The sequence below is a fragment of the Ectothiorhodospira magna genome (assembly GCF_900110965.1).
Lineage (GTDB): Bacteria > Pseudomonadota > Gammaproteobacteria > Ectothiorhodospirales > Ectothiorhodospiraceae > Ectothiorhodospira > Ectothiorhodospira magna.
In genome coordinates this window covers 50956-69253 of sequence record NZ_FOFO01000010.1, presented here as the reverse complement: position 1 = coordinate 69253, position 18298 = coordinate 50956, and the positions used below count along the sequence as shown (strand labels likewise).

General features: G+C 65.0%; 13 protein-coding genes and 3 pseudogenes. 7 read left to right on the top strand and 9 right to left on the bottom strand.

The annotated features are described in order from the left end of the window. The first annotated feature begins 93 nt into the window (after nucleotides 1–93). A complete protein-coding gene (gene hemW, locus BMX62_RS05585; protein WP_090205613.1) occupies nucleotides 94–1272 on the top strand; it encodes a radical SAM family heme chaperone HemW in 1179 nt (392 codons plus the stop codon). 5 nt (nucleotides 1273–1277) lie between these two features. Here the strand turns inward: hemW and BMX62_RS05580 are convergent, their stop codons facing one another. From BMX62_RS05580 to apbC, 9 genes and pseudogenes are all read right to left on the bottom strand, one after another. Beyond that, nucleotides 1278–2840, bottom strand: a complete 1563-nt coding sequence (locus tag BMX62_RS05580) for a lipoyl protein ligase domain-containing protein (protein WP_090205610.1) — start codon at nucleotides 2838–2840, stop codon at nucleotides 1278–1280. Then, entirely contained in the window at nucleotides 2837–3730 is an 894-nt protein-coding gene (gene ubiV, locus BMX62_RS05575; protein WP_090205607.1) for a ubiquinone anaerobic biosynthesis protein UbiV, read from the bottom strand. The genes BMX62_RS05580 and ubiV overlap by 4 nt, the downstream gene beginning before the upstream one ends. Next, nucleotides 3727–4728, bottom strand: coding sequence for a ubiquinone anaerobic biosynthesis protein UbiU (gene ubiU, locus BMX62_RS05570; protein ID WP_162273505.1), 1002 nt, complete (start codon nucleotides 4726–4728; stop codon nucleotides 3727–3729). The genes ubiV and ubiU overlap by 4 nt, the downstream gene beginning before the upstream one ends. A 14-nt stretch (nucleotides 4729–4742) precedes the next feature. Next, the gene (gene mnmL / locus BMX62_RS05565) at nucleotides 4743–5702 is read right to left on the bottom strand and encodes a tRNA modification radical SAM protein MnmL/YtqA (protein ID WP_090205601.1); all 960 of its coding nucleotides are present in this window, start codon (nucleotides 5700–5702) and stop codon (nucleotides 4743–4745) included. A gap of 2 nt (nucleotides 5703–5704) precedes the next feature. After that, complete coding sequence (locus tag BMX62_RS05560) at nucleotides 5705–6334, bottom strand: TatD family nuclease-associated radical SAM protein (RefSeq protein ID WP_090205597.1); 630 nt, start codon at nucleotides 6332–6334, stop codon at nucleotides 5705–5707. A 181-nt stretch (nucleotides 6335–6515) separates the two neighbouring features. Continuing rightward, nucleotides 6516–6734: pseudogene (locus BMX62_RS13090) on the bottom strand (dCTP deaminase); the annotation flags it as partial. Nucleotides 6735–6794: 60 nt separating this feature from the next. Continuing rightward, nucleotides 6795–7766: pseudogene (locus BMX62_RS13085) on the bottom strand (dCTP deaminase domain-containing protein); the annotation flags it as partial. A 102-nt stretch (nucleotides 7767–7868) separates the two neighbouring features. Continuing rightward, nucleotides 7869–8216: pseudogene (locus BMX62_RS13080) on the bottom strand (dCTP deaminase); the annotation flags it as partial. A gap of 15 nt (nucleotides 8217–8231) precedes the next feature. Continuing rightward, entirely contained in the window at nucleotides 8232–9317 is a 1086-nt protein-coding gene (gene apbC / locus BMX62_RS05550; protein WP_090205589.1) for an iron-sulfur cluster carrier protein ApbC, read from the bottom strand. A gap of 130 nt (nucleotides 9318–9447) precedes the next feature. Here apbC and trhP point away from each other — a divergent pair, with 130 nt between their 5' ends. The 6 genes from trhP (at nucleotide 9448) to BMX62_RS05520 (ending at nucleotide 18251) form a co-directional block, all read left to right on the top strand. Then, nucleotides 9448–10803, top strand: a complete 1356-nt coding sequence (gene trhP, locus BMX62_RS05545; RefSeq protein WP_090205585.1) for a prephenate-dependent tRNA uridine(34) hydroxylase TrhP — start codon at nucleotides 9448–9450, stop codon at nucleotides 10801–10803. After that, nucleotides 10776–12857 (top strand): hypothetical protein, encoded by a 2082-nt coding sequence (locus BMX62_RS05540; RefSeq protein ID WP_090205580.1) that lies wholly within the window; start codon nucleotides 10776–10778, stop codon nucleotides 12855–12857. The genes trhP and BMX62_RS05540 overlap by 28 nt, the downstream gene beginning before the upstream one ends. Then, nucleotides 12854–13543, top strand: coding sequence for a hypothetical protein (locus BMX62_RS05535; protein WP_238375873.1), 690 nt, complete (start codon nucleotides 12854–12856; stop codon nucleotides 13541–13543). The genes BMX62_RS05540 and BMX62_RS05535 overlap by 4 nt, the downstream gene beginning before the upstream one ends. 378 nt (nucleotides 13544–13921) lie before the next feature. Further along, a complete protein-coding gene (gene tkt / locus BMX62_RS05530) occupies nucleotides 13922–15919 on the top strand; it encodes a transketolase (protein ID WP_090205577.1) in 1998 nt (665 codons plus the stop codon). A gap of 51 nt (nucleotides 15920–15970) precedes the next feature. After that, entirely contained in the window at nucleotides 15971–16975 is a 1005-nt protein-coding gene (gene gap / locus BMX62_RS05525) for a type I glyceraldehyde-3-phosphate dehydrogenase (RefSeq protein WP_090205574.1), read from the top strand. 97 nt (nucleotides 16976–17072) lie between these two features. Then, nucleotides 17073–18251, top strand: a complete 1179-nt coding sequence (locus BMX62_RS05520) for a phosphoglycerate kinase (RefSeq protein ID WP_090205571.1) — start codon at nucleotides 17073–17075, stop codon at nucleotides 18249–18251. Nucleotides 18252–18298 lie beyond the last annotated feature (47 nt).

Below are 18298 nucleotides of genomic sequence, written 5' to 3'. Positions count from 1 at the left end.
CGGCGGGCCGGGATGAGACTTTAGGGAGGATTACAAAAGATACCGGGTGCGGCACACTTGAGACCGAACCTTGCCACCGCAAACTGAAATCCCATGCCCTCTTCCCAACCGCCACCGCCCCTGACCCTGTACGTGCATATCCCCTGGTGTGTGCGCAAGTGCCCCTACTGCGACTTCAACTCCCATGCCGCCGACGAGATTCCCGAGGCAGCCTATGTGGCAGCCCTGATCGCGGACCTGGAGACGGAACTGCCCATGGTCTGGGGGCGATGCATCGACAGTGTCTTCATCGGCGGCGGCACCCCTAGCCTGCTCAGCCCCGAGGCCATCGAACATCTGCTGTCGGCCATCCGCGCCCGTCTCATCTGCCGCCCCTATGGGGAAATCACCCTGGAGGCCAACCCCGGCACCGTGGAACAGGCCCGTTTCGAGGGCTACCGGGCGGCGGGGGTGAACCGCCTGTCCATGGGGATCCAGACCTTTGACGATGCCCTGCTCGGGGCACTGGGCCGCATCCATACGGGGCGGGAGGCCCGGGAGGCGGTGGCCGCGGCCCGGGCGGCGGGATTCGAGAACCTGAACCTGGACCTGATGTTCGGCCTGCCCGGCCAGACGGTGGCCCAGGCCATGACTGACCTGGACACGGCCCTGGATCTGGGGCCTGAGCACCTGAGCTGGTATGAACTGACCCTGGAGCCCAACACGGCCTTTGCCGCCGCCCCTCCCACCCTGCCCGACGAGGACACCCAGTGGGCGATGATGACCGAGGGGCAGGCCCGCCTGGCATCCCGGGGGTTTGTGCACTACGAGGTCTCGGCCTATGCCAGGGAGGGACGACAATGCCGACATAATCTCAACTACTGGCAGTTCGGGGATTATCTGGGCATCGGCGCCGGTGCCCACGGCAAGCTCACGTTACCGGCGGAGGGGCGCATCCTGCGCCGCTGGCGTCACCGCCAGCCGGCGGCCTTCATGGAAGGGGCCCGGGCCGGGCGTGGGCTGAACGGGGAGCGGGTGCTTGGCCCGGAGGAAACCGCATTGGAGTTCATGCTCAATGCCCTGCGGCTGGTGGAGGGCGTACCGTCAACCCTGTTCACCCGCCATACCGGGCTGGGACTGGAGGCTTTGGAACCGGCAAGGTCGGCAGCGGTGGCCCGGGGACTGCTGGAAGATGACCCGTCACGGCTGGTGGCGACCGCGACGGGGCGACAGTTCCTGAATGATCTGGTGGGCCTGTTCCTGCCCGCGGAAGGCGCGGACGAGAAGGACTGAGGTGATCAATCCGCCGGTTTCTTCGGCACCCACACCATCACCTTCTCCACCAGCCCCATGTCCAGTTCGGCCTCGGCGGTGAACTCGCCGGCGTAGGCGGCCTCTTCCTGGTTCAGGTCGTAGCAGTTGGCGCCGCTGATGTCCATGAGCACCGCCGGAATGCCGGCGGCGCGAAAGGCATGGATACGCTTCTGATAGAAATCCCGACAGCACATGCCCACATAGGCGGGTTCGCCATCCGCCTGCATCTGCTTGAGCACCCGACACAGGTGCTCATAGCGGGTGATGGTCACCACCTTCATGCCCCGCTCCCGGGCCAGACGATAGGCGTCCCCCACGTCGCAACCGCCGCATTCAGGGCAGGCATCCTCGTGACGCCAGTCGCACCAGGCGGGCTTGGCACAGTAGGGCACCAGCATGACCGAGGCCCGGCCAAGGATATCCTTCACCCCCTCCACCCCCTCGGGTCGATGGACCATGAGCCGGTTGGCCTGCCGGACATCCAGACCCAGCCCCTGCTCGGCCCGGCGTCCCAGGGTCAGGCGCAGCAGTCGACACAGTTCATCGGGGCCAAATCCGGGAAGCTGAACATCCTCGGCCCGCAGACGGCGCATCATGCGCACTTCCGCCGCCTCCATCGGGGCACCGGTCAGGATCTCGGCCAGGGAGAGGAACAGATCCGGCGGCGCCACATGCACCGCGCCGGAGAAGTGGGCCGCCCGGATCGCCCGACCGCTGTCATCGGGCCACAGGCGCAGTTGCAGGATGCCACCGGGGGTGGGCAAAAAAGCCTGCCAGCTATGATCGGCACTGACCTGCCAGTCCTCGTCCAGGGCAGGATTCATGGGCATGTCCGGCCATGAGGCGCCCTGCCGCGGGTCGGGCGCGGCCATGATGCCCTCCAGGGCCAGTTCTCCGAGCAGGGCATCGGTGATGGCCGCCGTCAGGGTCGCCCGGTCCAGGTCCGTGAACGACAGATCCTCCAGGGTGATGAAACGGTGGCGCGCGCTGAGAATGCCCTGGGCGCTGAGCTTTTCCCGCGGCGCCCGCAACACCTTGAGCAGGACTTCCGTATCCAGGGTTTCCAGGATCACCGCCTGATAGAGCACGGCGCCGGCCTCGATGGCCAGAAATCCCGCCCCCAGCTTGCGCCCGGACACTTCCAGGTCGTTGGGAAAGGCGGTATGGGCGGGAATGCCCAGACCCACCAGGGCCCGGACCAGGGCACGGTTGAGCCGGGCCATCAGGGCCGTGAGGGTATCCCCCTCCCCCAGCCAGTGACGGGGCAAGGTCAGACTCAGACAGCATTGACCCGGTGCCAGATAGAGGGCGCCCCCGCCGGTGAGCCGGCGCACCACGGGAATGCCCGCCTCGTCGCAGTAGGTGCCGCGGACCCCGTGACAGACAGCTTCGTGACGACCCAGACTGGCGGTGGGCGCATAGCGATGGAATCGCAGCCGGGCCTCGTCGGCGGCCACGGAACCCGCCAGATGGCGAAGGTCCCGAGCCATCTGCTCGGCCCCCGGCGCGATGCCGTCGGTCCAGACCCGGCAGGGCCGGACCGTCATGCCGATACGCTCTCCCGCCAGTTCATGCCGGCACCACCGTCCCAGTAGCCGTCGCAGAAGCGGGGGAACAGGGGCTTCATGGCGTCCAGGGCCTGAGTCGGGGTCAGGCTGCCGTCGATGCAGCCACGAAACGCCTTGACCACCGCCTCGGTGCCTTCCGGTTCCGGCGAAATGCGCACCACCTCGATCCCCATGGCCCGCAGGTCAGGCATGGCCTCGATCAGGTTGTTGGGATCGGCGGACTGGAGCTGGATGCCGTTGATGGTGAGGAAGCCGCTGCCGTCCTGGGTGGCCAGGGGCAGCCCCGCCGGATAGTCCAGGCAGGCCAGCTGGCAGTCATCCTTGGGCAGGTTGCGGGCGCGGGCGGTGAAGCAGCGGGCGGAGAAGGCCAGGGGTAGACGACCGAACACCAGCACTTCGGTTTCCAGTCCGTCGGGCCGGGCCTTGTGCATGGCTTCCAGGATATGTCGGGACAGCTCCACCGGCATCACCCAGCGCACCGCGCCGATGTCCCGCAATTCCCGCAGGGTGCCGGCGTTGTAGGTGTTGATGTTGGGGCCGGCGACGAAGGGCTTGCCCAGGGACAGGCCCAGGGACGTGGCATCGTTGGCCTCGATCATGAAGCGACCGTTCTGCACCAGGCGCTCCAGGGCCAGGCGCTCGGATTCCGCTTCCATCAGGGCCAGGGTGGACATGACCACGGTCTTGCCGGCGGCGGCCAGGCGATCGGCCACCTCCAGCCAGTCGGTGGCCCGTAGCTCGCGGCGCTTGGAGCAGACCGTCTCGCCCAGGTAGACGATGTCCACCGGCCACTGTTCGACGGCGGCGTAGAATGCCATGACCCGCTCGCGGGGCCAGTAATACTGAATGGGTCCCAGGGAAAGTTTCATTGCCAGGCTCTGTGCAAGGCACCCAGGGTCTGGGTGCGTCCTTCGGACATGCCGGCGAGCTGGGAGGCCCATTCCGGCCGCGGGGTGTAGGCATCGGGGTTGGCGTGGCAGGCATCCAGGGCCTGGCGCATGACGCGCGTGGCCTGGCCCACATAGGCGGGACTGCGCTGACGGCCTTCCAGCTTGATGGCCTTGACGCCGATCTTGAGCAGATCGGCCAGGATGTCCAGGGTGCTCAGGCTGGTGGGTTCCTCGATGGCGTAGATGGTGTCATCGCAACTGCCCACCTGATAGCGGCCCTTGCAGATGACCGGGTAGCCGGCGCTTTCGCCGGGCTTGAAGGTATCGATGAGCACGCCGTTCAGCCGCGCCTCGCGACCGCGACCGGTCTCGATCCAGCGCACGGCGTGGGCGGGGGAGCAGGCCCCCTTGGTGTTGGGGGAATCGCCGGTGGCATAGGAAGACAGCATGCAACGGCCCTCCACCATCACGCACAGGCTGCCGAAGCCAAACACCTCGATGTCCAGCCTGGCCCGCTCGATCACCTGCGCCACCTGGGGCATGGACAGCACCCGGGGCAGCACGGCCCGTACCACGCCGTAGCGCTCGTGGTAGAAGTTCAGGGCATCGGCGGTGGTGGCGGACCCCTGGACCGACAGATGCAGGGTAAGATCCTTGTGGGTATCGGCGGCATAGCGCAACAGCCCCATGTCGGCGAGGATGACGGCGTTCACGCCCTCCTCGGCGGCCACATCCACCGCCTGGGTGGCGGCGGTCCAGATGTCCGGCTGGGGATAGGTATTAAGGGCCATGTAGACCTTCACGCCCTTGCCCCGGGCGTAGGCAATGCCCTTCTGCAGGGCCTTGCGGTCAAAGTTCAGGCCCGGGAAGTTACGGGCATTGGTCTCGCCGCGCAGGCTCAGATAAACGGCATCGGCGCCGTTGTCCACGGCTGCCCGGAGCGCCGGAAAGCCGCCCGCCGGACAGACCAGCTCCATACGATCTGGGTTCATCAACAACTCTCCTGGGTTCCTGGAAGGTGACTGTCTGAATGCAGGGGACGCGCACCCTGCCGGGTCCCCCGCCGTGTCAGCTCCTGTTCGATGGCGTTGATCACCGTCCACTTGCTGCCGCACCAGTCCGGTGCCAGCAGCAGGGGCTTGCGCGCCGTGGCGGTCAGGCGATGGAACACCACCTCGGGCGGGGTCATCTCGATCATGTCCACCGCTGTGTTCACATATTCGTTCAGGGTCCAGGGCCGGTATTCGCCGGCGCGCCACTGGCGGGACAGGCGGGTGCCCCGGACCACATGCAGGGGGTGAAGCTTGAGGCCATCGGTGCCTTCATTCAAGACCCTGGCCAGGGTTTCCCGCTGATGCCAGGGGGTCTCGCCGGGCAGACCGATGATCAGGTGAGTGCACACGGCCAGACCCCGACCGCGGGCACGCCGGACGGCGTCCTGGTATTCGGCAAAGCCGTGGCCCCGGTTGACCCGGGCCAGGGTCTCGTCGAAGGCGGACTGCAGGCCCAGTTCCAGCCACAGGGTATGGCCCTGTTCCTGGTAGGACACCAGCAGGTCCAGCACTTCGTCGGGCACACAGTCGGGGCGGGTACCGATGGACAGTCCCACCACTCCCGGCTGTTCCAGGGCGGCATCATAGAGGGCCTTGAGACGGGTAATCTCGGCGTAGGTGTTGGTATAAGCCTGAAAATAGGCCAGATGCAGGCGGGCGCCGGTGCGCCGGGCCACCACGGCCCTGCCCTCGTCCAACTGCCGGCGCACGGCGCCGCCGTCCTGCCCCTGGGGGGCAAAACTGGCGTTGTTGCAGAAGCTGCAACCGCCGCGGCCCTTGGTGCCGTCCATGTTGGGGCAGATGAATCCGGCGCTCACGGTGAGCTTGTGTACCCGCTGGCCGTACTGGGCGCGCAGGTGGCTGCCCAGGGTGTTGACCCGGTCGGTGAGGGTGGACATGCTCAGCCCACCTGATCCAGAACCCGGCGACGAAACCCCACTCCCAGTTCCCGGGCCAGGGCTTCGCAGGCGGAGATGTCCACCCCCGGCAGCCCGTCGACGGCGGTGACGGTGACCTCGGGCACATGGACACGGGCGTTACGGACGAAGTCCAGCAGGGCCGGATAGGCACCGGGCAGTTTGGGCCGGCAGTGCCGCTCGTAGGTGAAGGCATCCTGGGCATTGAGGGAGACGGACAGGGCATCGATACAGCCGGCCATCTCCGGGGTCACATCCCGGCCATGGACCAGACTGGCCAGGCCATCGGTATTGATGCGGATGGCGGGGGCGCCCCGGGCCTTGAGTTGCCGGGCCACGGTCAGGACGGCGTCCAGGCGCAGGGTGGGTTCGCCCAGGCCGCAGAACACCACGGCTTCGTAAGCCTTCGGATCGCCCACCGCGTCGAGCATCTGTTCCACCGTGGGCTCCTGATACAGCCGCAGGGGGTATCCCTGCACCTCCCAGGTCTTGTTGAACTTGGGGCAGAAGGCGCAGCGCAGGGTACAACGGTTGGTGACGTTCAGGTAACGGCGGTTATGTAGGCTGTAGCCCACCACGGGGTCTGCGTGGTGGCCGGCCATCTGTTGCTGCATCTTCAAGCTACCTCTTGGCTTGCGGCCCGGGGTCGGGGCCGCGACCCGACGCCCGAAACCGCGGCGTGGGCTCGCCGGGAAAACCGCCATTAAACATGAATTGGCGGTTGCTGTCATGTTCTGGAATCAGTCTTGAACAAGACTGGCGCCGGGTCAACCCCACTCTTAATAGGGGAATGGTTCAGGTCTTGGGCAAGGTCACGCCCCGTTGCCCCTGATACTTGCCGCCCCGATCCTTGTAGGACGTCTCGCAGACCTCATCGGACTCCAGGAACAGCATCTGCGCCACCCCTTCATTGGCATAGATCCGCGCCGGCAGGGGGGTGGTATTGGAAAACTCCAGGGTCACATGCCCCTCCCACTCCGGTTCCAGAGGGGTCACATTCACAATGATGCCGCAATTTCGAACGAATACGCCGGCATCCAGGGCGAAATTACCGGCCTCGGGCACGGAGAGACAGTACACATCGTGGTCGCCGGGCAGTTCCCGGACCGAGGCCACCTTGTGGTTGTGGGTACCTGTGCGGCCCTGTCCACGGAAGGCGGCAAGTTCCTGCGGGAAACGGCGAAATACCGAGCGATCGCAATTCAACAGTCGAGCCGCACCGCGGATGGAGCCGGTTCGGTCCAGTGCCTCGCGGACGTTCTCGACCGTGATGTCCTGGCGAAGACGAATCCCACGAGCAACCTCAGCCTGACGAGCCCTGCGTACACCTTCATCCCGTGACCAGGCACGACGGGATATCTCGCCCGCCCTGACCCGGGCGGCCGGATCGGAGAAATAATCGATCATCGCATTGCGCTGCTGCTCACGGCGGGCCGGCGTCCAGTTATCGGCATGCTTGCGCAACAGCGCCTGACGTGCCGAGGCATAACGTTCATCCTCCCAAAACGCTCTGGCACGCTGCTGCTGCGCTTCCTTGAATCGCGTCAGCCAGTCAGGGTCCTGACGCAGGCGCGCCAGCGCCTGGCGAATGGACTCGCCATGTTCATCCGGGTCGAAATCTTCCCCGTAAGTCTTGCCGTTATGAAGGCGGATATGGTCGGAAGCCGCCATGCGATCGATATTCCAGGGCATATTGTTGCGGCGATCAAAATCCTTGTGATGACGATGGCTGCCCGGCATGTCGGGATAGATCCCGTTGCGCAGATTCCACTCATCGGCCAGCCGGTGAGTGGGATAGAGATGTCCGTTCAGGGGCTGGTACACCACCTCGTAACCCCGCGCCAGTTGCCGATAGAGCGGCATCAGGGAGTCACCGTCCCGCAGTTCATGGGCTTGAACGAGTCGACCGTCCCGACGCAGGAACTCATGATCCGGTGTGCAATGAATGACCTCGTCATTGTCCAGGGTCACCGCCATCAGGGCATCACGTCCGATGAAACGGGGGGACTCCAGCAAGGTCACAATCAGACGACCGTGCTCACCCATGCTGTACCCCCAGAACAACTCACCGTCCTCCGACCGCTGGGCCATGTCTTCAAGCGTCGGCGCCGAGCCGTCGACCAGAGCCACTCGGGTGTCTCCCCGGAAGCAGCGGGCATAGGTGCTCTTGCCCAGACAGATGGTCAGTACATTGCGGGGAATCCGGAAATACTCCACCGTCCGCGCCAGGGCGAAGGAGTTGGGGGGGATGATGCAGACATCCGATTTGACGTCCACGAAACTGCGTTCGTCGAAGGACTTAGGGTCCACGATGGTGGAGTTGATGTTGGTGAACACCTTGAATTCGTCGGCGCAGCGCACGTCATAGCCGTAGCTGGAGGTGCCGTAGGAGATGATGCGTTCCTCTCCGGCGTACCGCACCTGCCCCGGCTCGAAGGGTTCGATCATGCCCTGGGCCGCCATGCGGCGGATCCACTTGTCCGATTTGATCGACATGAAACGGCCTGCCTTTTATTGAATGACGATGTTGGGGAACTTGGCGCTGTAGTCCCGGGCCTGGGCGGCCAGACGGGCGGCGGTGCGGCGGGCGATCTCCCGGTAGATCTCGGCAATGCGGCTATCGGGCTGGGCGATCACGGTGGGGCGACCACCGTCGGCCTGTTCACGGATCTGGATATCCAGCGGCAGGGCGCCGAGGAACGCCACGCCGTAGTCCCCGGCCATGCGCTCGCCACCGCCCTGGCCGAAGATGTATTCCTCGTGACCGCAGTTGGAGCAGATGTGGATGCTCATGTTCTCCACCACCCCCAGCACCGGCACGTCCACCTTCTCGAACATCTTCAGACCCTTGCGGGCATCCAGCAGGGCGATGTCCTGGGGCGTGGTGACGATGACGGCACCGCTCACCGGAATCTTCTGGGCCAGGGTAAGCTGGGTGTCGCCGGTGCCCGGCGGCAGGTCGATGACCAGATAATCCAGCGCCTTCCAGTTGGTGTCCCGCAACAGCTGTTCCAGGGCCTGGGTGACCATGGGGCCACGCCAGATCATGGGGGTGTCCTCATCGATGAGAAACCCGATGGACATGGCCTGGATGCCGTGGTTTTCCATCGGCTCCATGGTCTTGCCGTCCCGGGTCTCCGGCTTGCCGGAGATGCCCAGCATGCGGGGCTGGCTGGGGCCGTAGATGTCGGCATCCAGGATGCCCACACTGGCTCCCTCCCCCGCCAGGGCCAGGGCCAGATTGACGGCGGTGGTGGACTTGCCCACCCCGCCCTTGCCGGAGGCCACGGCGATGATGTTCTTGATCCCCTGCAGGGGTTTGAGATTCTTCTGTACCGCGTGGGAGACGATGCGGGTCTCCACCTGCACCGCCACCGTGGCAACACCCTCAATGCCCTCCACCGCCTCGGTCACGGCCCGGCGCAGTGCTTCGTGCCAGCCGGCGGCGGCATAGCCCAGGGTCAGCTGGATATTGACCGTGCCGCCATCCACCTGAATATCCTTGACGGCCTTGGCGGACATCAGATCCTTGTCCATGTAGGGATCCTGGATCGCCTTGAGCGCCGTTTCAACCTGCAAGCGGGACACCTGGGACATCAAGCCTTCCTCGGGGTTCAGAGTGTAATCCCCGGATTCTACACCAAGGAACTCGGGAACACTGAATCCCCCTGTCGATAAAGGGGTTACTGTCCCACGCAACCATCGCAACTGCAGTATCATTCTCTCCATGAAAACCCCCGAACTCCTCACCCCCGCCGGCACCTTAAAAAACCTGCACTACGCCCTGGCCTACGGCGCCGACGCGGTGTATGCCGGCCTGCCCCGCTACTCCCTGCGGGTGCGCAACAACGACTTTTCCACCCTGGAACGACTGCGGGCCGGGATCGAGGCCACCCACGCCGCGGGCCGCCGATTCTTCCTGGCCACCAATATTGCCGCCCATCCCGCCAAGGTGCAGACCTTCCTGGAGGACATGGCCCCGGTGGTGGAACTGGCGCCGGATGCCCTGATCATGTCGGATCCGGGCCTGATCCTGATGGTCCGTGAAACCTGGCCCCAGATCCCGGTGCACCTGTCGGTGCAGGCCAATACGGTGAATCAGGCCTCGGTACGCTTCTGGCAGGGGCTGGGCCTGTCCCGGGTGATCCTGTCCCGGGAACTGTCCCTGGAGGAGATCAGCCGGATCCGTCAGGACTGCCCGGACATGGAACTGGAAGTGATGGTGCATGGGGCCATGTGCATCGCCTATTCCGGGCGCTGCCTGCTGTCGGGCTACTTCAATCACCGGGATGCCAACCAGGGAGCCTGCACCAATTCCTGCCGCTGGCGCTACCGTCTGCACCCCACCCGGACCGATGACACCGGCGACCTGCTGCCGATGGAGGCCGCCGCCGGGGGGCGTCATCCACGGGCGAACGAGGCATTCCTGCTGGAAGAAGGGGAACGGCCCGGACAGCTCATGCCGGTGGAGGAGGATGAGCACGGCACCTACATTCTCAATGCCATGGACCTGCGGGCGGTGGAGCATGTGGGGCGACTGACGCAGATCGGGGTGGACGCGCTGAAGATCGAGGGCCGGACCAAATCCCACTACTACGCCGCCCGCGCCACCCAGGTGTATCGCCGTGCCATCGACGATGCGGCGGCGGGCCGGGACTTCGATCCGCGACTGCTGGATCACCTGGAGGGGCTGGCCAACCGGGGCTATACCGACGGCTTCCTCACCCGCAACAAGGACCGCACCGCACAGAATTATGCACGGGGACATTCGGAATCCGCCCGCCAGCTGTTCGTGGGAGAGATCCTGGGTTTTGATCCCGACACCGGAATGGCGGAGATCGAGGTAAAGAACAAGTTCGCGGTAGGGGATCGGCTGGAGGTGATGACCCCGGCGGGCAGCCGGGAACTGATTCTGGAGGCCCTGTACAGCCTGACGGGGGACACCATGCCGGAGGCGCCGGGGGCGGGCTACCGGGTCCGCATCCCCCTGCCCGCCGGTAATTACCATCTGGGTCTGGTGATACGCTACCTGGACCCACTCAGCCCTCAAGCCCCTTGCCACGTCTCCGCCTCGCAACCCTGATCCTGCTGACCGCGGGACTGTCCGGCCCGGCTCTGGCCCTGGACGGTCTGCGCCTGGGCATCGGGGACCTTCAGGGCGACGGCTGGTCCCTGGAAGGCGTCACCCTGGACCTGAGCCTGGGGCAACGGGATACCCTGGACCTGCAGGTGGCACGATTCCAATTGCCCGAACCCCTGGGCACGGTGCGGCAGGTCCGGCTGCAATGCCAGGGCGGCAGGCTGGACAACCTCACCCTGGACTGTCCCCGGCTGGAGGTGACATGGCAGCATCCGGCATTGGGACGCGGCAGCGGCACGGGCCGCATGACCCTGCGCCTGGATGGTCGCCTGGACCTGGATCTGGCCCTGTCCCTGGAAGCATGGGATGGGGTGGGGATACGCCTGCTGCTGGGACCGGGACAGTGGCAGGCCACCGCCACCCTGCAGGCCATGCCGCTGCAAGGGCTCCCGCCCCTGCTCAGGGCCTTGACCACCCCCGCGCCGGATTCTCCCCTGCGGGACCTGTTGCTGCAGGGGACTGTGTCCGGCCATCTGCAGGCCACCGGCGGCGATGAGGGCCTGGCCCACCTTGTCACCCAACTGACCTGGCGCGATGGCGCCTTCAGCGCCGCCGGCGGCACCCTGGCCGGGGAAGAATTGGCCACGGACCTGGCATTGGAGGCCCGTCAGCGGGCCGGCCACTGGCGGGGTCGGCTGGATCTGACCTGGTCCGAAGGGGGCAGCTACCTCCATCCGGTCTATGCCGAATCCTCACCACAAGCCCCGGCTCAGCTAGGGCTGACCTTCACCGGCTCGCCGCAACGGGGCACCCTCCAGGTGGATCAGATGGCCCTGACCTGGGGGGAAGCCCTGCGGGTCGCCGGCACACTGGCCGTGGATACCCGGCAGACCCCGCCCCTGCGGGAGGCGGATCTGCACCTGGATCAGGGCCACCTGCCGACCCTGTACGACACCTTCCTGCGGCCCTTTCTCCACGGCACGGTGCTGGAAGACCTGGATATTTTGGGGGACTTATCGGCCCAATTACAGGTCAGGGAGGGCAGGCCATCCCAAGCGACCCTGACCCTCGCGGATGTCCATCTGGATGACCGGCGAGGCCGTCTGGGACTGTACGATCTGGAAGGCCGACTGCAGTGGAACGGGGCACATACCCCGCCCGCCAGCCACCTGGGATTTGCCGGCGGCCATGTCTATCGCATCCCCCTGGGGGACAGCCGTCTGTCCCTGCAACTGGAACGGGACGGCCTGCACCTGCTGGCGCCGACCCAAATCCCCATCCTGGACGGCGCCCTGGCCGTGGAGACCCTTCAGGTGGGCGGTCTGGCCAGCGATGACCCGGTACTGGCATTCGATGGCCGAATCACCCCCATTGCCATGGAACTGCTGGCCGCCGCCCTGGATCGCCCCCTGTTTACCGGCACCCTGGCCGGGGTCATTCCCCAGGTGCGCTATGAAGGGGGCGAACTGAGCGTGGGCGGACGGTTGCTGATTCATGCCTTTGACGGTCTGATCATGGTCCGCAACCTGCGCCTGCAAGACCCGTTCGGGGTGGCGCCGGTGCTCTCCGGCGACATGGACATCAGCCACCTGGATCTGGCCGCCATCACCGGCACCTTTGCCTTTGGCAAGATCGAGGGACGACTGCAGGGCCATGTCCACGACATGGTGCTGGTGAACTGGCAGCCGGTCCGCTTCGATGCCGCCCTCTACACGCCCCTGGAAGGCCGGTTCCGGCGCCGCATCAGCCAGCGGGCGGTGGATAATCTGGTGAGCCTGGGGGGCGGCGTGGGCGGGGCGCTGGGCACCGGCTTCCTGCGTGTCTTTGAATCCTTTGCCTATCATCAGTTGGGCCTGTCCTGCAGCCTGCGGGGGGATGTGTGCCAGATGAGCGGGGTGGCGCCGGCGCCCTCGGGCGGATATTTTATCCTCCAGGGGTCTGGAGTGCCCCGGATTCAGGTGGTGGGCTTCACCCGGCAGGTGGCCTGGCGGGATCTGGTGCAGCGACTGGCCGCCGCCGTGCAGTCGGGAGAACACAACACGGGAGACACCGATTGAATGCCATCCTGCAACTGTTTCGTTCCACCCCCGTCGTTGACGAGACCACCCGCGCCTGGATCCGGGATGTCCATACCTGGGCTGTGGCCCAGCAGGACGATGTGCGCCCCCTGGATCAGGCCCATCTGGTCCTGCCCATCCGTGAACATTTTCCGGCCCAGGTCCAGTCCCCCCACGAAGCCGCTATGGCCACCTTGATGGCCATTGCCCGCCATGGGGGGCTTGATTCGATACCGATGCAACTGGTGCCAGCCGGTTACGGTGCACGGTTTCCAGCAGCCCCCACAGCAGCAGAGCCGCTGGTGCTTGAGTACGACCCGCTGCTGTGGACCAACCGTCAGGCTCTGGTGGCCCAGTTGGCCCGGGATCTGGCGGGCTGGTGGATGTACACACGTCGTGAACCGGCACCCGCCCAGGCAGGCAATGAAGCCCATGTGGCGGAACTGGTGGCGGTATGGATGGGATTTGGGGTCTTTCTGGCCAATACCGCGTTTATCAGCCGGGTAGGGGGATGTGGCCAATGTGCCAGCCCGGCCATCGACCGGTCCGCGTCTTTGGGACGCCCGGAAATTGCCTTTGCCCTGGCCTGTTTCTGCCGCGACAGGAAGATCGCCCCCAGAGAAGCCAGAGCATTTCTGGAGCCTCCGCTAAAAGGCCTGTTTCGTCAGGCTTTGCGGCTGGTATAACCATAGCCCGGATGTGTCTTTCTCCACATATCATGGCTACCGGCATGGGCTGTCTGGAATTGATTTATCGTTCTATCTTAATCATTTATGGAGCAGTGCAGCACAAGCCCTCCAGGTTCCTTCGGGCTTGCGACAAGCCCCCCTGTCAGGGAAAATGCAGGCCGATAACGCTGTGGTCAATGCATATTCCATGTGGTATTAATAGCCCCATGACATGCCGAGAATTCGTTTAAAACACTGTTCCTGAAGACTTTTTCAGCGACCAATTTGAGGTATGCCGCGTCTTTTCCAGTCGTCCGAATAACCAGAACATCGCCAAAAGGTGTCAGCGCGGCAGACCATAAAGACCCTTATTTCCACCCTTGTCAGGAGATCTGCATGCCTTCCCGCAAAGAGCTAGCCAACGCGATTCGTGCGCTTTCCATGGACGCGGTCCAGAAGGCCAATTCCGGTCATCCCGGTGCGCCCATGGGCATGGCCGACATCGCCGAAGTGCTCTGGAATGATTATCTCAAGCACAATCCGGCCAATCCCCAGTGGGCGGACCGTGATCGTTTCGTGATGTCCAATGGTCATGGTTCCATGTTGGTGTATTCCCTCCTGCATCTGAGTGGCTACGACCTGCCCATCGAAGAACTCAAGCAGTTCCGGCAGTTCCATTCCCGTACCCCCGGCCACCCGGAATACGGCTACACCCCGGGTGTCGAGACCACCACCGGTCCCCTGGGCCAGGGCATCACCAACGCGGTGGGCATGGCCATCGCCGAAAAGGCCCTGGCGGCCCATTTCAACCGCCCCGGCCATGAGGTGGTGGATCATTACACTTACGTCTTCCTGGGCGACGGCTGCCTGATGGAAGGCATCTCCCACGAAGCCTGCTCCCTGGCTGGCACCCTGGGGCTGGGCAAGCTGGTGGCCTTCTACGACGACAACGGCATCTCCATCGACGGCGAGGTGGAAGGCTGGTTCACCGACGACACCCCCAAGCGTTTCGAAGCCTACGGCTGGCATGTGGTGCCGGGGGTGGATGGTCACGATGCCGAGGCGGTGAAGCAGGCCATCGAGCAGGCCCGGGCCGTGAAGGATCGTCCCACCCTGATCTGCTGCAAGACCATCATCGGTTTTGGCTCCCCCAACAAGCAGGGCAAGGAAGAGTGCCATGGCGCGCCCCTGGGCCAGGACGAGATCGCGCTGGTGCGGGAGACCCTCGGCTGGCCCCATGAACCCTTCGTGATCCCGGACGAGATCCGCGCCGGCTGGAATGCCCGTGACAAGGGCGCCCAGGCCGAAAACGCCTGGCAGACCCGCTTTGCCGAATATGCCAAGGCCCACCCGGAACTGGCCGCCGAATTCACCCGCCGCATGAGTGGCGAACTGCCCGCCGACTGGGCACAAAAGGCCCAGACCTTCATCGAGGAGACCGTGGCCAAGGCCGAGACCATCGCCAGCCGCAAGGCCTCCCAGAACGCCATCGGCGGCTATGCCCCGGCCCTGCCGGAACTGCTGGGCGGCTCCGCCGACCTGGCCGGTTCCAACCTCACCCTGTGGAAGGGCTCCAAGGGCATCAGCAAGGCGGACGGCGACGGCAACTACCTGTTCTACGGGGTGCGGGAGTTCGGCATGGCCGCCATCATGAACGGGATCGCCCTGCACGGCGGCTTCATCCCTTATGGCGGCACTTTCCTGATCTTCAGCGACTATGCCCGTAACGGCCTGCGCATGTCTGCCCTGATGAAGCAACGGGTGATCTACGTGATGACCCATGATTCCATCGGTCTGGGCGAAGACGGCCCCACCCACCAGCCGGTGGAGCAGGTCACCAGCCTGCGGCTGATTCCCAACATGAATGTCTGGCGTCCCTGCGATGGGGTGGAGACCGCCGTGGCCTGGAAGGCGGGCATCGAGCGCACCGACGGTCCCAGTCTGCTGAGCCTGTCCCGCCAGAACCTGCCCCACCAGACCCGTACCCAGGCCCAGTTGGCCGACATCGCCCGGGGCGGTTATGTGCTGCACGATGCCGGCGGTCAGCCGGATGCCATTATCCTGGCCACCGGCTCGGAGGTGGGGATTGCCATGGAGGCGGCCAAGGCGCTGGAATCCAGGGGCAAGCGGGTCCGGGTGGTGTCCATGCCCTGCCAGGAAGTGTTCGATGCCCAGGATGCCGACTACCGCGAATCCGTGCTGCCCGGCGCCGTGCGCGCCCGCGTGGCCGTGGAGGCCGGCGTGACTGTCGGCTGGCTCAAGTATGTGGGTCTGGATGGTCGCGTGGTGGGCATGGACCGCTTCGGCGAATCCGCCCCCGGCGGCGAGTTGATGAAACATTTCGGCTTCACGGCGGACAATGTGATCAGTGCGGTGGAAGCCGTACTGGGCTGAATCCTCGCCTGATATTGAATTTTTCAAAGCAAAAGCTGGAGACAACAAACGATGACAATCAAAGTCGGTATCAACGGTTTCGGCCGCATCGGTCGCATGGTTTTCCGGGCCATTGCCAAGGAATTCCCGGAACTGGAAGTGGTGGCCATCAACGATCTGCTGGACCCGGAATACCTGGCCTACATGCTGCGCTATGACTCCGTCCATGGCCGCTTCGCCGGCGAAGTCTCCGTGGAAGGCAACCACATGGTGGTCAACGGCAGGAAGATCCGCCTGACCGCCGAGCGCGACCCCGCCAACCTCAAGTGGAACGAGGTGGGTGCCGAACTGGTGATCGAATCCACCGGCTTCTTCCTCACCGAGGACACCTGCCAGAAGCACATCGACGCCGGTGCCAAAAAGGTCATCCAGAGCGCCCCCTCCAAGGACGCCACTCCCATGTTCGTGTACGGCGTGAATCACAAGGAATACGCCGGTCAGGCCATCATCTCCGCGGCCTCCTGCACCACCAACGCCCTGGCGCCGGTGGCCAAGGTGCTCAACGACAACTTCGGCATCAAGCGCGGCCTGATGAGCACCGTCCACGCCGCCACCGCCACCCAGAAGACCGTGGACGGTCCGTCCCAGAAGGACTGGCGCGGCGGCCGCGGCATCCTGGAGAACATCATTCCGTCCTCCACCGGTGCCGCCAAGGCCGTGGGCAAGGTGTTGCCCGCCCTGAATGGCAAGCTCACCGGCATGGCCTTCCGCGTACCCACCTCCGACGTCTCCGTGGTGGATCTGACCGTGGAACTGGAGAAGGGTGCTTCCTATGAAACCATCTGCCAGGCCATGAAGTCCGCCGCCACCAGCGGTGACCTGCAGGGCGTGCTGGGGTATACCGACGAGAAGGTGGTGGCCACCGATTTCCGCGGCGTGAACCTGCCGTCCATCTTCGACGCCGAAGCCGGCATCCAGCTGGATGAGACCTTCGTCAAGGTGGTGGCCTGGTACGACAACGAGTACGGCTACACCTGCAACATGCTGCGCCTGGCGCGGCACGTGGGTGGTCAGTAAGCGGTCTGCCCCCCGACCCCTCTCCCCTTGGGGAGAGGGGCGTTTGCTCCCTGCAAGACCCCAGAAAGAATATCCGAAACCATCCAAGGAGTTGCGCATGTCCGTCATCAAGATGACCGATCTGGACCTGAAGGGTAAGCGGGTGCTGATCCGCGAGGATCTCAATGTCCCCGTGAAGGACGGCAAGGTCACCTCGGATGCCCGCATCCGCGCCAGCCTGCCCACCATCGAGCACGCCATGAAGGCCGGCGCCCGGGTCATGCTGATGTCCCACCTGGGCCGCCCGGAGGAAGGCGTGTTCAGCGAGGCCGACTCCCTGGCACCGGTGGCCGCTCATCTTTCCGGTCTGCTGGGCAAGGAAGTGCGCCTGGTACGGGATTACCTCAGCGGGGTGGAGGTGGCCGAGGGCGAGGTGGTGCTGCTGGAAAACGTCCGTTTCAACCCGGGTGAAAAGAAGGATGACGAAGCCCTGTCGAAGCAATACGCCGCCCTCTGCGACATCTACGTGATGGACGCCTTCGGCACCGCCCACCGGGCCCAGGCCTCCACCCACGGTGCCGGCAAGTTCGCCCCGGTGGCCTGTGCCGGCCCCCTGCTGGCGGCGGAACTGGAAGCCCTGGGCAAGGCCCTGGACAATCCAAAGCGCCCGCTGGTGGCCATCGTCGGCGGTTCCAAGGTGTCCACCAAGCTGACCGTGCTCGAATCCCTGTCCAAGGTGGTGGATCAGCTCATCGTCGGTGGCGGCATCGCCAACACCTTCATTGCCGCTCAGGGTCACGGGGTGGGCAAATCCCTGTGTGAAAACGATCTGATCCCCGAGGCAAAGCGCCTGATGGAAGCGGCACGGGCCAAGGGCGGCGACATTCCCGTTCCCACCGACGTCACCGTGGGCAAGGCGTTCTCCGAATCCACTCCGGCCACCACACGCAAGGTCAGCGACGTGGCCGATGACGACATGATCTTCGACGTGGGGCCGGACACCGCCGCCAGCTATGCCGAACTGCTGAAGAAGGCCGGCACCATCGTCTGGAACGGCCCCGTGGGCGTGTTCGAGTTCGACCAGTTTGCCGCCGGCACCCAGGCCATGGGCGAGGCCATCGCCGCCAGCGACGCCTTCTCCATCGCCGGCGGTGGCGACACCCTGGCCGCCATCGACAAGTACGGGCTGGCGGATCGCATTTCCTATATCTCCACCGGCGGTGGCGCTTTCCTGGAGTTCCTGGAAGGCAAGACCCTGCCCGCCGTCGCCATGCTGGAGGCCCGGGCCAAGGGCTGAGCGATCATCACCCACCACCTTCGGTACCCACCGAGCAAGGACAAGGC